This window comes from Bradyrhizobium sp. MI1.3 (genome assembly GCF_055811695.1).
This window is the reverse complement of record NZ_JBVVPQ010000247.1, coordinates 1-581: the sequence shown is the minus strand read 5'-3', so window position 1 is coordinate 581 and position 581 is coordinate 1. Positions and strand designations below refer to the sequence as shown.

The 581-nt window shown below is 66.4% G+C and carries 1 protein-coding gene; it reads left to right on the top strand.

Going from position 1 to position 581, the window contains the following annotated elements; translation table 11 throughout:
* On the top strand, positions 1–581 hold a 581-nt coding region (locus AC0L3A_RS40870), incomplete at both ends, for a transposase (RefSeq protein WP_473256600.1).

Here is a 581-nt window from a genome sequence, read left to right as displayed (position 1 = left end):
CCGGCACCGCCCGGATCGGGGGTTTCGAAGTCGGCGGCCTCGCGGAGGTTCGTAGCGCTGTCGGCGGCGCGGCTGGCCGACTTCATGGCTGCCGACCTGTCCGCGCTCGACCTTCTGGTGGTCCAAATCGACGGGCTGCATCTCGGCGACGATCTCGTGCTGGTCGCCGCGATCGGAGTTGACGGCGAAGGCAACAAGCATCCGCTGGCGCTGGTGGAAGGGGCGACCGAGAATGCCGCAACGGTTCAGGCCCTGCTGGACAACCTGGTCTCGCGCGGGCTCGACCCGACGATGCCAAGACTGTTCATCGCCGACGGCGCGAAAGCGTTGTCGAAGGCGATCCGCCGCACCTTCGGTTCGGCCGCTGCGATCCAGCGCTGCCAGATCCACAAGGCGCGCAACATCATGGAACGCCTGCCGAAAGAACATCATGCGGCCACCCGTCGGGTGCTGCGCCAGGCCTGGGAGCTCGATGACGCCGACAAGGCTGAAAAATTGATCCGCAATCTCGCGCGTCGCCTCGACCAGCAATGGCCCGGCGTCGCGGCCAGCATCCTCGAAGGCCTCGACGAAATCCTGAC